The 18,223-nt window shown below is 61.1% G+C and carries 15 protein-coding genes and 1 pseudogene; 2 read left to right on the forward strand and 14 right to left on the reverse strand.

Annotated elements, in window-relative coordinates:
* Position 1: 1 nt before the first annotated feature.
* The 12 genes and pseudogenes from hisG to pyrH form a co-directional block, all read right to left on the reverse strand.
* Positions 2-625, reverse strand: a complete 624-nt coding sequence (gene hisG, locus OCV66_RS04505) for an ATP phosphoribosyltransferase (RefSeq protein WP_054326335.1) — start codon at positions 623-625, stop codon at positions 2-4.
* Between the two features lie 54 nt (positions 626-679).
* Positions 680-1,636, reverse strand: a pseudogene (hisZ, locus tag OCV66_RS04510) (ATP phosphoribosyltransferase regulatory subunit); the annotation flags it as partial.
* Between the two features lie 61 nt (positions 1,637-1,697).
* Positions 1,698-2,648, reverse strand: coding sequence for a DUF3658 domain-containing protein (locus OCV66_RS04515; RefSeq protein ID WP_107630642.1), 951 nt, complete (start codon positions 2,646-2,648; stop codon positions 1,698-1,700).
* A gap of 13 nt (positions 2,649-2,661) precedes the next feature.
* The gene (locus tag OCV66_RS04520; protein WP_147573838.1) at positions 2,662-3,006 is read right to left on the reverse strand and encodes a DUF6054 family protein; all 345 of its coding nucleotides are present in this window, start codon (positions 3,004-3,006) and stop codon (positions 2,662-2,664) included.
* A gap of 22 nt (positions 3,007-3,028) precedes the next feature.
* Positions 3,029-7,405, reverse strand: coding sequence for a PolC-type DNA polymerase III (locus tag OCV66_RS04525; RefSeq protein WP_147573839.1), 4,377 nt, complete (start codon positions 7,403-7,405; stop codon positions 3,029-3,031).
* A 2-nt stretch (positions 7,406-7,407) separates the two neighbouring features.
* Complete coding sequence (gene ispG, locus OCV66_RS04530) at positions 7,408-8,463, reverse strand: flavodoxin-dependent (E)-4-hydroxy-3-methylbut-2-enyl-diphosphate synthase (RefSeq protein ID WP_054326195.1); 1,056 nt, start codon at positions 8,461-8,463, stop codon at positions 7,408-7,410.
* Between the two features lie 47 nt (positions 8,464-8,510).
* Positions 8,511-9,548 carry an RIP metalloprotease RseP gene (gene rseP, locus OCV66_RS04535; RefSeq protein WP_054326194.1) on the reverse strand — a complete coding sequence of 346 codons (1,038 nt, stop codon included), beginning with the start codon at positions 9,546-9,548 and terminating at the stop codon, positions 8,511-8,513.
* A gap of 21 nt (positions 9,549-9,569) precedes the next feature.
* Positions 9,570-10,715, reverse strand: coding sequence for a 1-deoxy-D-xylulose-5-phosphate reductoisomerase (locus OCV66_RS04540; RefSeq protein ID WP_147573840.1), 1,146 nt, complete (start codon positions 10,713-10,715; stop codon positions 9,570-9,572).
* A gap of 59 nt (positions 10,716-10,774) precedes the next feature.
* Entirely contained in the window at positions 10,775-11,593 is an 819-nt protein-coding gene (locus OCV66_RS04545; protein WP_107630646.1) for a phosphatidate cytidylyltransferase, read from the reverse strand.
* Positions 11,594-11,617: 24 nt separating this feature from the next.
* Positions 11,618-12,370 carry an isoprenyl transferase gene (locus OCV66_RS04550; RefSeq protein ID WP_082396737.1) on the reverse strand — a complete coding sequence of 251 codons (753 nt, stop codon included), beginning with the start codon at positions 12,368-12,370 and terminating at the stop codon, positions 11,618-11,620.
* Positions 12,371-12,459: 89 nt separating this feature from the next.
* Complete coding sequence (frr, locus tag OCV66_RS04555; protein WP_054326191.1) at positions 12,460-13,014, reverse strand: ribosome recycling factor; 555 nt, start codon at positions 13,012-13,014, stop codon at positions 12,460-12,462.
* A 1-nt stretch (position 13,015) separates the two neighbouring features.
* Positions 13,016-13,738: a UMP kinase gene (pyrH, locus tag OCV66_RS04560; RefSeq protein WP_107630647.1), complete on the reverse strand. Its 723-nt coding sequence runs from the start codon at positions 13,736-13,738 to the stop codon at positions 13,016-13,018.
* A 236-nt stretch (positions 13,739-13,974) separates the two neighbouring features.
* Between pyrH and OCV66_RS04565 the strand changes: the two genes are divergently transcribed.
* Together OCV66_RS04565 and OCV66_RS04570 are read left to right on the forward strand one after the other, a co-directional pair.
* Positions 13,975-14,739, forward strand: coding sequence for an ABC transporter ATP-binding protein (locus OCV66_RS04565; protein ID WP_054326190.1), 765 nt, complete (start codon positions 13,975-13,977; stop codon positions 14,737-14,739).
* Complete coding sequence (locus OCV66_RS04570; protein ID WP_147573841.1) at positions 14,732-16,141, forward strand: FtsX-like permease family protein; 1,410 nt, start codon at positions 14,732-14,734, stop codon at positions 16,139-16,141. Before OCV66_RS04565 ends, OCV66_RS04570 begins: the two co-directional genes overlap by 8 nt.
* A gap of 35 nt (positions 16,142-16,176) precedes the next feature.
* Here the strand turns inward: OCV66_RS04570 and OCV66_RS04575 are convergent, their stop codons facing one another.
* Together OCV66_RS04575 and OCV66_RS04580 are read right to left on the reverse strand one after the other, a co-directional pair.
* A complete protein-coding gene (locus tag OCV66_RS04575; protein WP_082396734.1) occupies positions 16,177-16,947 on the reverse strand; it encodes an EcsC family protein in 771 nt (256 codons plus the stop codon).
* A gap of 15 nt (positions 16,948-16,962) precedes the next feature.
* A complete protein-coding gene (locus tag OCV66_RS04580; protein WP_054326332.1) occupies positions 16,963-18,135 on the reverse strand; it encodes an NAD(P)-dependent malic enzyme in 1,173 nt (390 codons plus the stop codon).
* Between the last annotated feature and the right edge of the window lie 88 nt (positions 18,136-18,223).

Below are 18,223 nucleotides of genomic sequence, written 5' to 3' on the forward strand. Positions count from 1 at the left end.
ATTATCCCTCCAACCCGCTTTCCAGCTCGGCAATCACCTTCTGGATCGCGGCCTTTTTCAGCTTGGCGCTCGCCAGATTGACAATTACGCGCGCCGAGATCGGCGCGACGTCCTCGATCACCTCAAGCCCGTTTTCCTTGAGCGTCGTACCGGTTTCCACGATGTCCACAATCGCGTCCGCCAACTCCAAAAGCGGCGCAAGCTCAACCGAACCCTCGATCTTGATGGTTTCCACGTCCATATTCTTGCGGTTAAAAAACGCCTTAGTGACCGCCGGATATTTGGTCGCGATGACCGGTGTCTGATAGCCGCCGTAAACGTCCTTCCCCTTTTTGGTCGCCAATGCGAAGCGACATTTGCCGAACCCAAGGTCTACCATTTCGTAAAAGCTGCCGCCCTTTTCCATGATCGTGTCCTTGCCGACCACGCCCATATCGCAAACGCCGTGCTCGACATAGGTGATCACATCCGCCGCCTTGGCCAGCACGATCTCCACGCCCGTATCCGGCAGGGCAAAGATCAGCTTGCGCGAGCCGGCTTCCAACTCGGAAATATCATACCCCGCGCTTTTGAGCAGCGCGAGCGTCTTCTTCTCCAGCCGCCCCTTGGTCAGCGCGATGCGCACCGTATCGCGTCGGGTTCCGGTTTCCGTACCCGCAGCGCCCTGCAGGCTTTCCGCGACGCTTTCCACATCGATACCGAAGCCGCCCGCCGGCATGTCCTTGCCGAACTTGGCGCACAGCGCGTTATACCGCCCGCCCGCAAGGATAGCCGCGCCCGCGCCGCCGATGTAGCCGCGGAACATCACACCCGTATAGTAATCCATCTCATGCACCAAGCCCAGATCGATCATGATGCGGTCCCCATAGCCGGTTTCGTCCAGCGCGCGGTACAGCCGGCGCAGATAGGAAACCGCGCCGAGTACACGCACGTTTCCGGTCAGCGCTTCGACCTGATCAAGTACTTCCATGCCTCCAAACAACTGCGGCATCGCGCGGAGCGCCCCCGCCGCCGGACGGTCGCCATAAGGCGAGAGCGTGTCGCCCAAGGCAGCGAACGATTTATTTTCGATCAGGCGGCGGATGCTTTCTGCCGCCGCTGCGTCCACGCCCAGCTCCTCAATCAGGGCTTTATAGATCTCCGCATGCCCCAGTTCGATGCGAAAGCCTGCCGCGCCGGTTTCCGTCAGCGCGCCGAACGCCGCGGAAAGGATATCCTTATCCGCCTCCAGCCCGTCCGCGCCGATTAACTCCGCGCCGACCTGCAGGAATTCCCCCTTGTGGCCATGCCCGCCCACAACCGAGCGGAACACCTTCTGGCTGTAATACAGCCGTACGGGCAGCGCCGCGTTATCCAGGCGCGTCGCCGCGATACGGGCGATCGGTGTCGTATTGTCCGGACGCACCACGCAGATGCGTCCCGACCGGTCGATCACCTTGAGCATCTGCTCCTGATCCAGTTCTGGATTGGCCTGCGCAAACACGTCGAAATATTCGACAGCCGGTGTGATAATCTCACTGTAGCCGCGGTTTTCCAGGGAGGCGCGTATGGTGTTCTCGGTCTGCCGCAAGGCGCGGCAGGAGGAGAACAGCAGGTCGCGCGTCCCCTCTGGTGTGGAAATACGAAAACGGTTCATGGCCGAAAACTCCTTTATCGATTTATCGCGTTAAAATAATAGCATAAAACGTCTATCCTTGTCAAGACCTGATTTTGCGGATGGTCATGTCCCGATAGGTCGGCGCGTCGCGCACGATCTCCAGCCGTCCTGCCGCGCCGAGCGCGCGGATCCGCGAGAAGATCATCATATCGCTCACACAGTCGCCCGCCTCAGCGAGTTTAACCAGCGCCTTGCCAACGGTCAACGCAGCGCGTCTCTCCTGCGTCGACACACAGGCAAGGATCGCTTCGTCGTAAAAATCTATCGCTGCGGATCGCGGCCTGCCGGATGCCATCACGCGCAGAGGAGCGTTTTCCTCCTGCATGCGCTTCCATTCGGTCAGCAAAAGCCCCTGCTCAGTCTCGGTCAGCAGGCGGCGGCGCCTGTAAAAATACCGCGCCGCCCCCGAGTCCATCTCCCCTACACCGCTGTACCGTACCCGTCCCTCTTTTGCCCGCTCGCTCCTGACACGGCGCGAGACGTGCGCCGCATACCGCCGCACCAGCGGCTGCGGCACAAAACGCAGGAGGAAGTTCAGTACACGGCTGCCTGTAACGACCGAGACCGCACCGCCGATCCTCCCCTCGTCCTCCTCCTTGATCTCACCCAGCGGAATCTCCTCCACTTCGGCCAGCCAAACCGGCACGCGCCGCTCATACAGCCGGCTGACTACATACCGCAGACCGCACTGCTCCACGGCATTCCCTCCGGCAGCCCAGATCACCGCCTTGTCCACTTCGTCCAGGCGTCCGAACGCCTCCCAATGCCGGTCAATGTAATCCCGCATCCATGCAGGGTCCGCGTCTTGCTCCTCCTGCCACGGGAAAAGAATATCCTCCCGCGCGGCACGGTTGCCTACATTGCGAATATCACCCTGCGTGTAATCATCCAGCAGTGCAATGATTTTTTCTTTCGGCATGTCCGGCGCAATGCGGTGTCGGGCAACAGACAGACAGCCTTTGGCGCTTTCCCCAAAGCATATCCAGTACATCCGCGCGCCCTCCTTACCGCCCTGCCGCGTACTCTTCCGCGACCGGCACCAGCGTTTCCAGAAAGCTTTCCTCTCCCATGGTGTTGACTTTCCAAAACATTGCCTGGCTGCCGCCCGAGGTGATGGCTGACAGGAACAGGCTGTTCCCATAGCCCGCAAGCGTCAGGTTCATGCTCACGCGGTTGCCGCCCGCCCAACTGTAACGCTCGAACACGCGCACCGCGCAGCGCACGCCGTTCGCTTCCCAGTCACTCCCATCCTCATAGGAAGCGGACATGCTGCCGTTCATCACTGCGTCAAACAGGCGGCTCAACACGTCGTCAAAGTCTCCGGTTAACTGTTTTTCGTATTTTGCCATATCTATCCTATCCTTTCCCGTATTACGCAAACAGGCTGATCTGCGTGGTCTTGGGCATCGAGCCGAGCGCGCCGATCTGGTCGAGCAGCTCGACCACCGCCTTGGACGCCTTGGGGCAGCGCACCGCCATCTCCTCGGCGGAGAGGAACCTGCCGTTCCGCCGTTCCTCCACGATGTTCTGCGCCGCCTGCTCGCCGATGCCGGGCATCGAGGTAAACGGCGGGATCAGTCCCTTTTCGGTCACGATGAAATCGGTCGCGGCCGAGGTGTAAATGTCCATCGGCTCGAATGCGAAGCCGCGCCGGTAAAACTCATGGCACACCTCGAGCGTGGTCATCATTTCCTTTTCCGCCGCGGAGATCGTCTTCTCGCGGTCTTTCATCTGCAGCTCCTTAATCTTGTCAATGCACACCTTATCGCCCTTAATCATGCAGGACGCGTCAAAGCCCTTGGCGCGCACGGAAAAATACGCGGAATAGAACGCCAGCGGCCGGTGTACCTTGAACCACGCGATGCGGAACGCCATCATCACATAAGCGACCGCGTGCGCTTTTGGGAACATGTATTTGATCTTTTTGCACGAATCGATGTACCAGTCCGGCACACTCTGCTCGTTCATCGCGGCTTCCATTTCCTCGGTCAGACCTTTGCCCTTGCGCACGCTTTCCATGGTTTTGAACGCGAGCTTGGGCTTGACGCCCTGCAATATCAGGTAGTTCATGATATCGTCGCGGCAGCAGATGCAGCCGGACAGCGGGATGCCGCGGCGCACCAGCTCGGCCGCGTTGCCCAGCCACACGTCCGTGCCGTGCGACAGGCCGGAAATGGAAACCAGCTCGGCAAACGTCGAGGGATGGGTCTCCTTGACCATGCCGCGCACGAACTTGGTGCCGAACTCGGGTACGGCCAGGCAGCCGAGGTCGCCCAGGATGGGGTCGGTATCCGGATTTTCGCCCGTGTATTTCAGCGCCTTGCACGAATGGAACAGGCTCATGGTGTCCGGATCGTCAAGCGGGATTTCCTGCGCGTTAACGCCGGTCAGGTTTTCCAGGTGCTTAATCATGGTCGGGTCATCGTGTCCCAGCTCGTCGAGCTTGAGCAGGTTGGCGTCGATCGAGTGATATTCAAAATGGGTGGTGATGATGTCCGAATCCGGATCATCCGCCGGATGCTGCACCGGACACACATCGTAAATTTCGATCTCCTTGGGTACCACGACCACGCCGCCCGGGTGCTGGCCCGAGGTGCGGCGCACGCCCGTGCAGCCCGCGGCGAGACGGTTCTCCTCCGCGCGCGAACACTCGATGCCGCGCTCGTCCATGTATTTCTTGACATAGCCGTAAGCGGTTTTTTCCGCCACCGTGCCGATCGTACCCGCGCGGAACACATGGTCGTGTCCGAAGATCTCGCCCGTGTAGTGGTGGATGCGCGACTGGTACTCGCCCGCGAAATTCAGGTCGATATCCGGCACCTTATCGCCCTCGAAGCCGAGGAAGGTTTCGAACGGGATGTTAAAGCCCTGCTTGGTCAGCGGCTTGCCGCAGGTCGGGCATACCTTGTCCGGCAGGTCCACGCCGCAGGAGTATTCCTCGTGCCACTCGACGTATTTGTCGTCCGGACACAGGTAATGCGGCGCGAGCGAGTTTACCTCGGTGATATCCGACATAAACGCCGCGAGCGACGAGCCGACCGACCCGCGCGAGCCGACCAGATAGCCGTCCGCGAGCGACTTGGTCACAAGCTTCTGCGCGATGATGTACATGACCGCGTAGCCGTTGCCGATGATGGAGTTCAGTTCGCGGTCGAGCCGCGCCTGCACCAACTCGGGCAGCGGATCGCCGTAGATGCGCCTCGCCTTTTCATAGCACATATTGCGCAGGTCGTCCTCGCAGCCGTCGATGTGCGGCGGGTAGTTTTCGCGCGGCACGGGACGGATGACGTCGCACATGTCCGCGATCCTGTTCGTGTTCCTGACCACGACCTCGTACGCGCGGTCCGCGCCCAGGTAGGCGAATTCCTTCAGCATCTCGTCCGTGGACTTGAAGTACAGCGGCGCCTGGTTGTCCGCGTCGCCGAAGCCCTGCCCTGCCATCAGGATGCGGCGGAACGCCTCGTCCTCCGGCTCGAGGAAGTGTACGTCGCCGGTCGCGCAGCAGGGCTTGCCCAGCTCGTCCGCAAGGCGCAGGATCGCGCGGTTCCAGTCGCGGAGCTGCTCCTCATCCTTGGCCATGCCCTTGCCGATCATAAAGTTATTGTTGCCGATGGGCTGGATCTCCAGATAATCGTAAAAGGACGCGAGCCGTTTCAGCTCGTCCCACTCCGCATTACTCGTCAAGGCGCGGAACACCTCGCCCGCCTCGCACGCCGAACCGAAGATCAGCCCCTCGCGGTGGCGGATCAGCTCCGAGCGCGGCATGATCGGCCGCTTATTGTAGTATTCGAGAAAACTCTTGGAGATGAGCTGGTACAGGTTGCGCAGCCCCGCCTGGTTTTTCACCAGGATGATGAAGTGATAGCGCGGCAGGTTTTTCAGCTTGTTCTTGCGGTCGGTCGTCGCGGCGAGCACCGGATTGATATCCGCCACGGTCCGCGCGTGCATTTCCTCCCGCAGGCGCGCCAGAAGCTTGACGAAGATGCGCCCCAGCACGGCCGCGTCCTCGCTCGCGCGATGGTGCTCGAACGGGCCGACCTGCAGCTCCTTGGCCAGAATGTTCAGTTTGAATTTATGCAGGTGCGGCAGCATCATGCGCGACATTTCCAGCGTGTCGATCGCGGTGAATTCCCGCTCGATGGAAAGCCGCTTGCAGGCCGCGCGCAGAAAACCCATATCAAAGCCCGCGTTGTGCGCAACAAGGGGATACCGCCCCTCCCCCGCCCAAGCGAGGAATTTGGGGACCGCCTCGCCGAGGTCGGGCGCGTCCGCGACCGTCTCATCCGAAATGCCGGTCAGCTTGGTGATTTCCTCGGGAATGGGCTTGTGCGGGTTGACATAGGTCTGGAACGCGTCGTGGATCGCCCCGTCGGTCACACGCACGGCCGCGATCTCGGTGATCTCCTCGCTCGCGGGATTGAGGCCGGTGGTTTCCAGGTCAAACACGATGAACGTTCCCTCCAGCGGTTCGACCGAGCCGCCCCGCACGACCGAAAGGCTGTCCGCATCGTTGACATAGTACGCCTCAATGCCATAAATGATCTTCATATCCCCAATAATGTCCTTCTGCTTGCCCTCCTGCGCATGCAGGGCTTCGGGAAAGGCCTGCGCTACACCGTGGTCGGTGATCGCCATGGCGCGGTGTCCCCACTGCGCAGCGCGGCACAACAGCGCCGCAGTGGAGGACATACCATCCATCGCGCTCATATTGGTGTGCAGATGCAGTTCGACGCGCTTCATGCCCTCGGCCTTGTCCTGCCGTACGGGCTTTTTCGCCTTGACGATACCGGTCGGCTCCAAAACCATCTCCTTGGCGAACGAGTCATACACCATCTTGCCCTGCACCGTGCAGTACAGGCCGTTTTTGATGTGGGAGGCCGTGTCGCCCGCCTTGTCCGCAGCCAGGAATTTGGACACGCGCACCGAGTTCGTGCGGTCGGTCATATCGAACGCAATCTTTACATAGTCCTTGCCGGTCTTTTTGCTGTGGATGTCCTTGTTGTCGGTGAAGAACACCTCGCCCTGAATGGTGACCATATCGTAAGCTGCGATCGCCTCGTTGACCGACACGATCGGATCCTGTATCAGCTTGCCGAAGATCAGGTCGTCGTCGCGCACCTTTTCCGTGCGCGGGCGCTGGTAGCCCGCATTTTCCGGCCGGGGCGCGGGACGCGGCTTTTTCGGCTTGGGCGCCGCCGGAGCCGCGGACACTGCTTCCGCGACCGCCTGCTGCAAAATCTCCTCGCGCTTCGGCGCGTCGGACGGGGGCGCGTAATCCTCTGCCGCCGCGCGCACCGCATGCACCGGACACACCATATCCAGCTCGCGTCGGATTCGCGCTTCCAGATGGCGCAGCGCGTTGGCAAAATGCTTTTCGCTCACCTCGTCCATCGGAATATACAGCGCGCCGCCCTCGTATTTCCACTTGGCGCAGTCGAGCAGACCGCGCGCGGAGGGCATGCGGTACGCCATATCCTCATACAGCGAGCCTATGTACGCATCGGTCAGCCCGTCCGGCATGCTGTAGCGCGGCTCGATACACACGCGCTCCAGCCCGTACTGCTTTGCGATCTGCTTTTCCACCTGGGCGATCGCTTTTCGGCTGACCACCTGCGAAAGTCCCAACTCGACCACCATCACGGTATTGTTATCCCCAAACGCGAGAGAACGCACCTCGCCCCCGGCGAGGTGCTGTTCTTCCGCCACGCTTTTGCAGTTTCCAAAAATATCAATGAGCTTGCCAGACACGGTCATTCTCCTTCAAAATGCGCGATCTCCTCCATCAGCACGTCCACAAGCTGCTCCTGCGGCACCTTTTTGATGATTTCGCCGCGGCGGAAGAGCAGACCCACGCCGTCCCCGCCCGCGATGCCGAGGTCGGCCTCGCGCGCCTCGCCCGGTCCGTTGACCGCGCAGCCCATGACCGCCACCTTCAAGCGCTTGCCGCGTATTTCCATGCAGCGCCGCTCGACCTCTCTGGCAATGCCGATCAGGTCGATGCGGGTACGCCCGCAGGTCGGGCAGGAAACCACATTGATGCCTTCCTCCGCACACCCCACAGCTTTCAGGATCGCCTTCGCCGCGTAAACCTCTTTGACCGGATCATCGGTCAGGGAAACGCGGATGGTATCGCCCACGCCAAGTGCGAGCAAGCCGCCGATACCGGCCGCGGACTTGACGGTACCCATGTATTCCGTCCCCGCTTCGGTCACGCCGAGGTGGAGCGGGTAAGCGGTTTTTTCGTGCGCGAGCAAATAGGCCTGCATGGTGTCCGGCACAGAGGAGGATTTGATGGAAATGCAGATATCGTCAAACCCACAGTCGCCCAGCAGTCCGGCATGGTACAGCGCGGATTCGACCATGGCTTCCGGCGTCGGCCCGCCGAACTTCTCCAGGATATGCTTTTCCACCGAACCGGAGTTGACCCCGATGCGGATCGGGATGCGGCGCTCTTTCGCGGCCTGCACGACCGCGTGTACGCGGTCCGCGCCGCCGATATTGCCGGGATTAAGCCGTATCTTATCCACGCCCGCTTCGATCGATGCCAGCGCAAGCCGGTAGTCGAAATGGATATCCGCCACGACCGGTATGGGCGAGGCGGCGCAGATCGCTTTGAGCGCTTCCGCGGCCTGTGCATCCGGCACGGCGCAGCGCACGACATCGCAGCCTGCTTCGGCCAGCGCGCGGATCTGGGCCAGCGTCGCCTGCGCGTCCCGCGTGTCCGTGTTGGTCATGGATTGGACCGAAACGGGCGCGCCGCCGCCGATCCGCACGTCGCGGAGCCTGATTTGCTTTGTCTGTTTCATATTCCGTCCTTTCCTTTGCCTGTCGCGGCAAACGGCGGTCCGCCCGCCTATCTGCCGGAAACGATGCGCAAAATATCCTGTCCAGTCACATAGACCATCAGCGCAAGCAGCAGCATAAGCCCCGCCGCGTGGATATATCCCTCATATTTGGGCGGCACCGGCTTGCGGCGGACCGCCTCGATCAGCAGGAATACCAGCCGCCCTCCGTCCAGGGCGGGCAGCGGCAGCAGGTTCATCACACCGAGGTTGATGGAAATAAACGCCACCAACTGCAAAAACGCCGATATGCTGTATCTGGCTGTGCTCGCCATCACCTCTGCCACACCGACCGGTCCGGAAAGCTGGTCCACGCCGACCTGTCCCGTTACCAGCATGCCAAGGCTCGACCAGACGAGCCGCGCGTAATTTACCGAGGTGCGCGCCGCCATATTCAGGTGCATGCCAATGCTGTTCGGCTGTTCCGCGAAGTTCAGCCCGATCAGCATGCGGCCGTCCTCCCCCTCTATCGCTGGCGCCAGCGTGACCGCGGGCAGCGTTATTTTCCGCCCATCCCGCCGCACAACGACCTCGTAGACCGTATCCGTGCCGCGAGCCAGCGCGGTTTCAAAATCGCCGCGCAGCAAAATATGGTAGCCGTCCACCCGAAGGATCTCGTCCCCCGCCTGTAGGCCGCCCTCCGCTGCGGCGGTGCTTGCCGGATCCACGCTGTCAAGCGTGGAGACAACATAGCCCCCCTCCGGCCCGTTCGGCCGGATAACGGCAAGTACGATAAGGAAGCCGATCAGGAAATTCATCAGCGCGCCCGCCGCCACGATCAGCATGCGGCGCGGCAGGCTCGCCTTGCCGAACGCGCGCTCGTTTTCGCTCTCTCCGTCCTCTCCCTCCATCACACACGCGCCGCCGAACGGCAGGAGCTTTAAGCAGTACAGCGTGCCGTTATGCTGCTTTTTGAGCAGCGTCGGCCCCATACCGATCCAGAATTCATTTACCTGAACCCCGCCGCGCTTGGCGGTGATAAAATGGCCGAATTCATGCACAATGACCAGAATGCCGAACGCTAATATAGCCAGAATGATTTGCAGCAAAGCAGTTCTCCTTTCAGCGGGTCAGATCGGGCTGTGCGCGAGCACCAGCTCGCGCGCGGCGGCATCCGCCGCAAGGACGCCGTCCAGTGTGAGTTCCTTTTGACAGGGAATCGCGTCCAGCGCCCGGGCGACGCTTTCCGCAATCTCGGCAAAGCCGAGCCTGCCCGCGAGGAACAGGCCGACCGCCGCCTCGTTCGCCCCGTTGAGTACCGCGCCGCGGTCGCCCTTTTGCGCCGCCGCACGCTGGGCCAAGCCGAGCGCCGGAAACGCCTCGTAATCCGGCGCGAAAAAGGTCAGCTTTGCGGCCTCCGCCAAGCGCAGGCGCGGCACCTTGCAGGCCGCGCGTTGCGGCCAGGTCAGCGCGTATTGGATCGGCAGGCGCATATCCGGCAGTCCAAGCTGCGCGAGCACCGCGCCATCGTCAAACTCAACCGCAGAATGCACGATGCTCTCGCGGTGGATCACGATTTCGATATCCTCCGGCGCCATGTCATACAGCCACATGGCTTCGATCAGCTCGAGCCCCTTATTCATCATGGTCGCGGAGTCAATGGTGATCTTCGCGCCCATCGACCAGTTAGGATGCGCGAGCGCCTGTTCTCTGGTCACATCCCGCATCTGCGCAGCGGTCCAGCCGAAAAATGGGCCGCCCGACGCAGTCAGGATGATTTTCGCCAGCCGGTTGCCCTGCGCCGCCTGCGCACACTGGAAAATCGCCGAATGCTCGGAATCCACTGGCAGGAGCTGCACGCCCTTTTCGCGCGCCGCGCGCATGACCAGCTCACCCGCACAGACCAGCGTCTCCTTGTTGGCCAGCGCAATGTCCTTGCCCGCGTCGATGGCGGCAAGCGTGGGCAACAGGCCAACCATGCCGACCACTGCGGTCACGACCATATCCGCGCCGCTCTCCGCGGCGCAGGCGGTCAATCCCCCCATACCAGAGAGCACGCGGATATCCGTGTCCGCAAGTTTTATTTTCAGGTCGCGCGCCGCCGCCTCGTCAAATGCGCATACCATTTCAGGGTGCAGCGCGCGCGCCTGTTCCTCAAGTAAGTTTATGCGTTTATTCGTCGTCAATGCGACGACTTCAGCCCCAACCGACGGCAAAATATCGACAGTCTGCGTGCCGATCGAGCCGGTCGAGCCTAAAATCGCTATTTTTTTCATTTCAACAGTCTCCTGTACGCGCCCCTGATGCGGCGCTTTGGCATCTTTCGGTCCTGCACTTACCAGATCAGCCGGAACAGCATCTCCGCCATCGGCGCGACAAACAGCACGCTGTCGAACCGGTCGAGTACCCCGCCATGCCCTGGGAAGATATGGCCGTAATCCTTGATACCGGTCTGCCGTTTGATGACCGAGAAGGAAAGGTCCCCGATCTCGCCCAGCACCGCGCCCAGACCGCCAAGCACAGCCGCCGCCCAGACCGGCATATCCAGATCGAGCAGGACATTCATCAGCAGCGCCGCAAGCATTACCAGAACCGCGCCGCCTATCACGCCGCCGATCGCGCCCTCAACCGTTTTTTTAGGGCTGACGACCGGCGCGAGCCTGTGCTTGCCGAAAAGCATGCCGGAAAACAGCGCGCAGGTATCCGCGCCCCACGCGGCGAGCAGCGGCAGCAGCACGATGAACGGGCCGCTATGCTCCTCCATCTGGAAGATGCGCAGCAGGCTGAGCAGCAGGTAGGGTACCAGCAACGCGCCGAAAAAGGCCCACGGCACCTGCGAGGCGTTCATGCTGTCGTGAAAGCGCAGCAAAATCAGGAACGAGCCAACCAGCAGCAGGAACGCCAGACCACGCAGCGTCCAGTCCAGGGAAAACGGGGCCAATGACGAATGCCCCGCTGCGAGTAGAAGCGACACCAAGCCGCATAAGATCAGCTCCAGCCGGTTATGCACCAGCTTAGTCGAACCAAGCACCTCATACGTTGCCAGCACGCAAAGCGCGGCAAGCGCCGCTTCCAGCACAACAGGCGGGAACACATACAGCGCGAGCAGCACAAAAACAAAGCCGATCACGCCGAACAACACTCTTGCTTTCATATCCTTGCACCCCGAACTTTCGGTTTATACCCCGCCGAAGCGGCGGTTTCTCTTGTTAAATGCGTTGATCGCCGCATCCATATCCGCTGTTTTGAAATCCGGCCACAGCACATCCGTAAAATAATATTCCGAATAGGCGGATTGCCACAGCAGGAAATTCGAGGTCCTGACCTCGCCCGACGGCCGGATGATCAGATCCGGATCCGGCATATGGGCGGTGTACAGATGTGCGCCGATCGTCTGCTCGGTGATATCCCCCGGCGCCAGCGCGCCGGCCTGAACCTCCCGCGCGATCGCGCGGACCGCGTTTTTGATTTCATCCCGTCCGCCGTAGTTGATGCACAGGGAGGCGGTCGCGGCATCCGGTCCCAGCCGGTCGGCGATCCCGTCCACCTCCCGTATCTGCGCGCGGATATCCTCCGGCAGCGGCGACAGGTCGCCGAGCACACGCACGGCCACGCCGCGCTGGAACATGGTTTCCGCCGCCTCTTTCAGATAGGTGCGGAACAGGTTCATCAGCGCGTCCACCTCCTCCTGCGGGCGCTTCCAGTTCTCGGTGGAAAACGCATATACCGTGAAGTACTGCACGCCGATATCCTTGCAGTAGGTCGCGATCGTGCGAAAGGTTTCCGCGCCGACCTTATGCCCCGCCTGACGCGGCAGGCCGCGTTTTTTCGCCCAGCGCCCATTTCCATCCATAATGACCGCGATATGGCGCGGTACCGGCCGGTCCGCCGGCACGGGCGCTCTTTTCCTTTTCCGTGTAAACAGGCCCAACTATACTTCCCCCATGCAAAGGGGCGGCGCTCCCGCCGCCCCCACGTTATTTTCAGCTTTCCAGGGCAGGACGGTCCTCTTTCGAGACATTACACTTCCGCCAGCTCCTTGGACTTCTTCGCGACCATACCGTCGATCTCCTTGACGTACTTATCGGTCAGCTTCTGCATTTTCTCCTCGCCCTCGTGCAGCTCGTCCTCGGTCATCTCGCTCTTTTTCTGCGCTGCCTTGAACTTTTCAATCGCGTCGCGCCGGATATTGCGCAGCGCGACCTTGGCTTCCTCGCCGGTCTTGGACACGCCCTTGATCAGCTCCTTACGGCGCTCCTCTGTCAGCGGCGGGAAATTCAGCCGGATCTGCTTGCCATCGTTCTGGGGGTTGATGCCCAGGTCCGAGGTCTGGATCGCCTTTTCAATCGCCTTGAGAACCGAAGCGTCCCAGGGCTGGATCGAAAGCGAGCGCGGGTCGGGCGTCGCGATGGCCGCCACCTGGTTGAGCGGGGTCGGCGCGCCGTAATACTCGACCGTGATCTTATCCAGCACCGCGGGATTGGCCCGTCCTGCGCGGACTGCGGCCAGCTCCTTTGCCAGCACGTCGAGCGTTTTCTTCATTTTTTCCTCATACGCGGTCAGTTGAGCTTTCATTTTAATTTTCCTCCTCTACGATCGTGCCGATCTTTTCACCGCACACTGCACGGTAAATATTTTCCGGATCGGAAAGTGCAAACACCAAAATCGGAATGTGGTTATCCATGGAAAGCGAAGTTGCAGTGGTATCCATTACGCCCAAGCCCTGATTAAGCACATCCATGTAGGAAAGGTGGTCATATTTTTTTGCGTTCGGGTTTTTCGCCGGGTCGGAATCATACACACCGTCCACATTTTTGGCCAGCAGGATGACTTCCGCGCCGATTTCTGCCGCCCGCAGAACCGCCGCGGTGTCGGTCGAGAAAAATGGGTTGCCCGTGCCGCAGCCGAAAATGACCACGCGGCCTTTTTCCAAGTGGCGCGTCGCGCGCTGACGGATGTACGGCTCTGCGATGCGGTTCATCTCGATCGCGGTCTGCACGCGCACCGGCACGCCGCGCTGCTCGAGCGCGTCCGCCAGCGCAAGGGCGTTGATTGTGGTGGCCAGCATCCCCATATGGTCGGCGCGGGTGCGCTCCATCTTGCCGCCGCCGTCCTTGACGCCGCGCCAGAAGTTGCCGCCGCCTACTACAACGCCGATCTCGCAACCCTGCTCGTTGCACTTCTTGATCACATCGCACACCGGTCCGATCACATCAAAATTCAGCCCGAAATGCTTGTCACCCGCAAGGGCTTCGCCGCTGATTTTGATCAGTACGCGTTTATATTTGTGTGCTTCCATATTCCACACTCCTCTTGCTTCATTTTCCTGTTTTCTATTCTACCCTATCACGGCTCATTTTGCAAAGGGTTTTAGCGATTTTCAATCGAAACCGCGAGCGGTGCGGCCGCTCCCCCACTTTCGGGCGGCGCCCCGACTTTTTGCTCCTCCCCCGTTCCGAAAAAGTGGTTGACAATCCCGCTTTTTCGTTGTATTATTGTATCATTAATTTAATACATTGGTATGGAGGTTTTTTTATGCTGCTTACAGTGGATGGTTTGGTAAAGGAATATGTGACCCGCTTTGGCGGGCGCAGGGTGCCTGCGCTGCGCGGCGTCAGCTTCTCAGTGGAACAGGGCGAATTTGTTGCCGTAATGGGGGAAAGCGGCAGCGGCAAAACCACACTGCTCACCCTGCTCGCCGCGCTCGACCGACCGACGGATGGGCGGATCCTGCTCAATGGAGAGGATATGGCCGCGATCCCCAGCCGCGCTCTCTCCGCCTTCCGGCGGGACCGGCTGGGCTTTATCTTCCAGGACTGCAACCTGCTGGACACGCTTTCTCTTCGGGAAAATATCGTTTTCCCGCTTGTGTTGGCGGGAACCGCCCGCAGCGAGATGGAAGCCCGCCTGCTTCCTCTGACCGGACGGCTGGGCATCACACCGCTGCTCGAAAAATTCCCGTACGAGGTATCCGGCGGCGAGCGCCAGCGCGCCGCAGCCGCCCGCGCGCTGATCACACGCCCCGACCTGCTCCTTGCGGATGAACCGACCGGCGCGCTCGATTCCGGCTCGGCTGCGCAGCTGCTCGGCATGCTGGACGAATGTAACGCGGAGGGACAAACCACCGTCATGGTCACCCACAGTCTGGACGCGGCGAGCCATGCCTCGCGCGTTTTATTCCTGCGCGACGGCCTGATTGCGGGCGAGGCGTGCCGAGAGGGGCTGGCGCGCGCGGACTTTTACCCCCGCCTTGCCGCCTGTCAGACCGCGCTGCAGCAGGGAGGTGTCCGTCTTGCGTAACACGCTGCTCCCCCGCCTCGCCCTGCGCGGCCTGTACGGAAACCGCCGCCTGTACCTGCCGTTCCTGCTTGCAACCGCTTTCATGGCAATGGTGTATTTTGTGATCGCCGCCTTTGTATATAACGAATCGTTCGGGCGGAGCATCCCGAACGGCGGGAATATCCAAATCCTGATGAGCGTGGGGTATTTCCTGATGCCGGTCGTCCTCCTGCCGTTTCTGGTCTATATTTACAGCTACCTGCTCAAAAACCGCAGCCGCGAGCTGGCCTTGTATGCCATTCTCGGGCTGGGCCGCCGCCATATCGCCGTAATCCTGCTGATTGAAAACACGCTCTGCTTTGCGCTGTGCATCCTGCTGGGCGCTGGCGGCGGCGCGCTGGTCTGCCCACTCGTCTTTCGCGGCCTGCTGGCTGCGCTCGGCATCCCGTCCGGCATTGTCTGGGGCCTTTCTTTCCCACCCCTGCTCGCGACGGTCAAGGTTTTCGCCGCCTGCTTCGCCGTACTCGTTGTGATCGGCGTATGGCGGGCCGCACGTACCCAGCCCTGCTCACTGCTGCGCGAACAGACCCAAGGGGAACGTCCCATGCGCGGCCGCCTGCTGGCCGCCATACTCGGCTCATCTTGTCTGTTCGCCGCATATTTTCTCTCCCTGACCAGCGGAAGAAGCGCCACGCTGGCCAGCTTCACGCTGGCACTGCTGCTAGTCATCCTCGGCACCTACGGCGTGTTCACCGGCGTCATCGCCGAGGTTTTGCGCCGCCTGCGCAAAGGGCCGCGCTTTTACACGGACGCTTCGGAATTTGTTGTCGTCTCCGGCCTGCAGCACCGGCTGCGCAAAAACGCGGCTGGGCTGGTTAATATCTGCCTGTTCGGCTGCGCCGCCCTGTTCACGCTTTGCTGCTCGCTCTGCGTCCTGTTCGGACAGGGTGCGGTGATCGCCCGCGTGGGGCAGACGATCACAAACAGCCAGTCCGGCATCAACTTTACCAACGTGACCGTGGAGGACATCACCTTGATGTTCACCACGCTCGCCTTTCTCGGCGTCTTTTTCGTACTGGTTTTTTTGGCCTGCACCTCGCTGGTCCTATACTACAAGCAACTTTCCGAGGGCATAGAGGACGCCGGCCGCTTCCGCATCCTGCGCTCGATCGGCCTGTCTGATGAAATGACGGTGCGCACAGCCCGCCGGCAGCTTCGCGTTGTATTCCTGCTGCCGCTGGGCGGGACCCTGCTGCATATTGCGTTCGCCACGCCTTTCCTCTCCACCTTCATGGGTCTCATTTCGATCGACACGCCGCTGGTGCTGTACGGCAGCATCGCGCTTTCCATGCTGGTGTTCGCGCTGTTTTACCTTATCTGCTACCAGATCACGATACGCGCCTATCTGCGCACGGTCGCATAGGAAAACGCACCCCAGCCAAACTGGGGTGCGTCCGCTTATTTTTCCCTGTTCTCCTGTTCGAGCAGCCAGCGCCGCTCGTATGCCCGTGCAGCACAGGCCGTGACGCGCCGGTAGACCGGAACATTCCGCAAACCGCCCGCCAGGCCGACCAGCGGCAGCCCCTGCACGAACTTTGCCGTGAGCATCTCCTCCGCAAGCCGTCCGGCCGCCGCGTCCATACATTCCTCCAAAGAGGGTAAGGCGCCGCCGGCCGCCACCGCCTCCGCGGACGCCGCAAACCGCTCGCGCTCCTCTCCCTTGCTGAGCGAAGCCGCGACCAACAGGAGCAGGTAGCGGCGCTCCCTGTCGCTGTGACAATCAAAGCCATAGCTAAGCGCGATACGGTAAAGCCCGCGCAGCAGACCGCCGAGGAACAAGGGGATATCCGGCAGGCCGATCCCCAGCACGCCCAGCGCCGCGCCCTCCGCCAGAGCGACGCCCGTACCGCCCCGCACAGCCGACCGCGCGCCGCGGCGCAAACGGCGCAGCCGCGCCCCTGTCGCTTTCGTCCGCACTGCGGCGGCATACTGCTCATAGCGTCCGCAGAGCTGGTCGGCGTCATAAGTTTTGCCGATCAGCCCTTCCCCCTTTTCAAACACCAGCCGGAACCCCTTGCAGAACGCCAGTTCCAGCTTGCCGCGCAGGCCGTCCGGTATCTTGTCCTGTACGGTGGCAAAAACAGACGGCTTTGCTTTTTCATACCGTGCCGCCGCGCGTTTTTCCTGCTTTTCCAAGCGTTCCAGCCGCCTGCGTCCCGCTCTTTCCACGCGTGATTACGCCGTTCAGATGCGGGCCACGCCCGAATCGCGCGCCGCCTGCGCGACCGCGTCCGCGACCGCCCGTATCACCTTATGGTCAAACGCCATGGGCATGATGTATTCCGCGGTCAGCTCCTCATCGGACACGCAGTACGCGATCGCCCTTGCCGCCGCGAGCTTCATCTCCTCATTGATATCTCTGGCGCGCACATCGAGCGCCCCGCGGAAAATGCCTGGGAATGCAAGCACATTATTGATCTGGTTCGGGTAGTCCGACCGTCCGGTGCCGACCACCGCCGCGCCGCCCTTTTTGGCGTCCTCCGGCCAGATCTCAGGTACCGGATTGGCCATGGCAAACACCATCGGCTTCGCCGACATGGTGGAAACCATTTCCGCAGTCAACACCTGCGGTACCGACATGCCGAAGAACACATCCGCGCCCTTGACTGCGTCCGCGAGCGCGCCGGTCAAGTGCGCGCGGTTGGTCAGCTTTGCCATCTCCGCCTGCGCGGGATTGAGACGCTCGTCCCCTTCGCAGACGATGCCAAAGCGCTCCACCATCGTGATATGCTGCACGCCGAGGAACATCAGGAACTTTGTCACCGCGATCGCGGCCGCGCCGCAGCCATTGACCACCATCCGGATATCCTCCACCCTGCGGCCGGTCAGCCGGCAGGCGTTAATCAGCGCCGCGCCGCAGCACACCGCCGTTCCATGCTGATCGTCATGGAATACCGGAATGTCGCAAACCTCCTTGAGCTTTCGCTCGATCTCAAAGCAGCGCGGCGCGGCGATATCCTCCAGATTAATGCCGCCGAACGAACCCGAAATAAGCTGGATGGTGCGTACGATCTCGTCCACATCCTTGGAGGCCACGCACAGTGGGAACGCGTCCACATCCGCAAACGCCTTGAACAGCGCGCATTTGCCCTCCATCACCGGCATGCCGGCGACAGGGCCGATATCGCCCAAGCCGAGTACCGCTGTGCCGTCCGTAATAACCGCAACCAGGTTATGCCGGCGGGTATAAGTATAGCTCAGCGACGGGTCATCCTTAATTTTAAGGCACGGCTCGGCCACGCCCGGCGTATAGGCGACCGAAAGGTCCTCCTTGCTGTTTACCTCACACCGAGCAACGACCTCGATCTTGCCGCCCCACTGCTCATGCGCCTTGAGCGCGCGTTCTTTCAAATCCATATCGCTTTCCTCCATAACTTTTTTGCGCCTGTTTTTTTCTATCGCTATTTTACAACAAAAAACCCGTGCTGCATAGGGGCAGAATGGA

The sequence above is a fragment of the Agathobaculum ammoniilyticum genome (genome assembly GCF_025567315.1).
In the GTDB taxonomy this organism is placed as follows: domain Bacteria; phylum Bacillota; class Clostridia; order Oscillospirales; family Butyricicoccaceae; genus Agathobaculum; species Agathobaculum ammoniilyticum.

What these genes read in the sequence shown, in the direction of transcription:
- OCV66_RS04515 (WP_107630642.1), bottom strand. Translation starts at nt 2,648, where the DNA reads ATGTACTGGATATGCTTTGGGGAAAGCGCCAAAGGCTGTCTGTCTGTT.
- OCV66_RS04580 (WP_054326332.1), bottom strand. Translation starts at nt 18,135, where the DNA reads ATGGATTTGAAAGAACGCGCGCTCAAGGCGCATGAGCAGTGGGGCGGC.
- OCV66_RS04565 (WP_054326190.1), top strand. Translation starts at nt 13,975, where the DNA reads ATGCTGCTTACAGTGGATGGTTTGGTAAAGGAATATGTGACCCGCTTT.
- OCV66_RS04520 (WP_147573838.1), bottom strand. Translation starts at nt 3,006, where the DNA reads ATGGCAAAATACGAAAAACAGTTAACCGGAGACTTTGACGACGTGTTG.
- pyrH (WP_107630647.1), bottom strand. Translation starts at nt 13,738, where the DNA reads ATGGAAGCACACAAATATAAACGCGTACTGATCAAAATCAGCGGCGAA.
- frr (WP_054326191.1), bottom strand. Translation starts at nt 13,014, where the DNA reads ATGAAAGCTCAACTGACCGCGTATGAGGAAAAAATGAAGAAAACGCTC.
- OCV66_RS04545 (WP_107630646.1), bottom strand. Translation starts at nt 11,593, where the DNA reads ATGAAAGCAAGAGTGTTGTTCGGCGTGATCGGCTTTGTTTTTGTGCTG.
- ispG (WP_054326195.1), bottom strand. Translation starts at nt 8,463, where the DNA reads ATGAAACAGACAAAGCAAATCAGGCTCCGCGACGTGCGGATCGGCGGC.
- OCV66_RS04540 (WP_147573840.1), bottom strand. Translation starts at nt 10,715, where the DNA reads ATGAAAAAAATAGCGATTTTAGGCTCGACCGGCTCGATCGGCACGCAG.